Below are 1,798 nucleotides of genomic sequence, written 5' to 3'. Positions count from 1 at the left end.
ATCCACAAAGACCAGAAACCCCGGCGGTTTTTCCGGAAGTTCCGCAGGCGCCGCTGTTGGATCGGAGTCAGAGACCGGAAACTCACGCACCCTCCCGGCTTTCAAAATCGATCCGCGGATCGACCAGGACGTAGGTAATGTCGCTGATCAGCTTCAGGATCAGGCCCATCAGGGTGAAGATATACAGGGTGCCGAAGATCACGGGATAGTCGCGGTTCAGGGCCGCCTCGAAACCGAGCAGCCCGAGCCCGTCGAGGGAGAAGATCACTTCAATCAGCAGGGAGCCCGTAAAGAACAGAGCGACAAGGACGCCTGGCAGGCTGGCAATCACGATCAGCATGGCATTGCGAAATACGTGGCCATACAGCACTTCTTTCTGGTCCAGACCCTTGGCGCGGGCGGTTACCACGTACTGCTTTCCGATCTCATCCAGGAAGGAATTCTTGGTAAGCAGGGTCAGGGTGGCAAAACCGCCGATCACATTTGCGGTGACGGGCAACGCCAGGTGCCAGAAGTAATCCCCGATTTTCTGGTACCAGGTAAGCTCGTCGAAATTCGAAGAGGTCAGGCCCCGGAGCGGAAACCAGTCGAAATAACTGCCCCCGGCAAACAACACGATGAGCAGTATCGCGAAGAGGAAGCCCGGAATGGCGTAGCCCACCACAATGGCTGAGCTGGTCCAGACATCGAACCTGGAGCCGTCTGTAACGGCTTTCCGGATGCCCAGGGGGATGGAAATAAAATAGATGATCAGCGTCGACCACAGCCCCAGGGAGATCGAAACGGGCATTTTATCGATTATCAGGTCGATGACGCTTTTTTCCCGGAAGAAGGAATCACCGAAGTTGAACGTGGCGTAATCGCCAAGCATCTTGAAGAAGCGTTCGTGAGCAGGCTTGTCGAAGCCATACATGACTTCGATTTCTTTCAGAAGCTCATCGGGTATGCCGCGGGAACCACGCGTGTCGCCGGAAGAGTCGGCTACCTCGCCACCTGTTCCACCACCGGAAGCCCGGGCCAGCGCGCTGCCGCCGTGGCCTTCCATCTCAGCGATAAGCTGCTCAACGGGACCACCGGGGGCCGCCTGCACAATGACAAAGTTGAGCAGCATGATTCCGATCAGCGTGGGGATGATCAGCGCCAGACGCCTGAGTATGTAGATGCCCATTTGGCGGCGTTTTCCTCAGGGCTTCGCCCACCAGTTGTCCAGATCAATGCCGTTTTTCGGCGTCTCGGCTGGACGTTGCAGATGGTTCCAGTAGGCGACACGGTCGCTTCTCAGGTGCCAGTGAGGAATCACATAATAGTGGTGCAGCAGAACCCGGTCCAAGGCGCGAACCCGGTAAACCAGTTCCTCTCGGTTTGGCGCCTGAATGACCATGTTCACAAGCTCGTCGATCACCGGATCGCTCACGCCCATGTAATTCCGTGAGCCTTTGGCATCCACGGTGGATGAATGCCAGTATTCCCGCTGTTCATTGCCCGGGGAATCCGATTGGCCGAACACCTGGGTGATCATATCGAAATCGAATTCCCGCAGGCGCTGGATGTACTGGTTGCTGTCCACGAGGCGTACGGTCACATCGATACCGAGACGGCCGAGGTTGTTCTTGAAAGGCAGAACCACCCGCTCGAAGCTTTTCTGGAACAGCAGGATTTCGAACGCCAGTGGTTCGCCGGTTTCGCCGTGTACCATCTTGCCATCGCGGATGATATACCCGGCGGACTTGAGCAGACCCAGAGCCGTCCTCAGATTCTCGCGGAGGCCCTGCTGGCCTTCGGTGGTGGGTGGCTGGTA

The 1,798-nt window shown here is 57.2% G+C and carries 2 protein-coding genes; both read right to left on the bottom strand.

Annotation, left to right across the window (positions count from 1 at the left end):
* Positions 1-82: 82 nt before the first annotated feature.
* A complete protein-coding gene (locus tag B2W52_RS11270) occupies positions 83-1,168 on the bottom strand; it encodes a microcin C ABC transporter permease YejB (RefSeq protein ID WP_008171714.1) in 1,086 nt (361 codons plus the stop codon).
* A 15-nt stretch (positions 1,169-1,183) separates the two neighbouring features.
* A partial coding sequence (locus B2W52_RS11265; RefSeq protein ID WP_286803077.1) for an ABC transporter substrate-binding protein occupies positions 1,184-1,798 on the bottom strand: 615 nt, incomplete at its 5' end.

Source organism: Marinobacter sp. UBA2498, assembly GCF_002341575.1.
Taxonomy (GTDB): Bacteria; Pseudomonadota; Gammaproteobacteria; order Pseudomonadales; family Oleiphilaceae; genus Marinobacter; species Marinobacter manganoxydans.
Note: the sequence above shows the minus strand (reverse complement) of the source record. Positions and strands in the feature narration are given on the sequence as shown.

Excerpts from the sequence above, each read along its gene's own strand:
- B2W52_RS11270 (WP_008171714.1), bottom strand. The coding sequence starts at position 1,168 with ATGGGCATCTACATACTCAGGCGTCTGGCGCTGATCATCCCCACGCTG.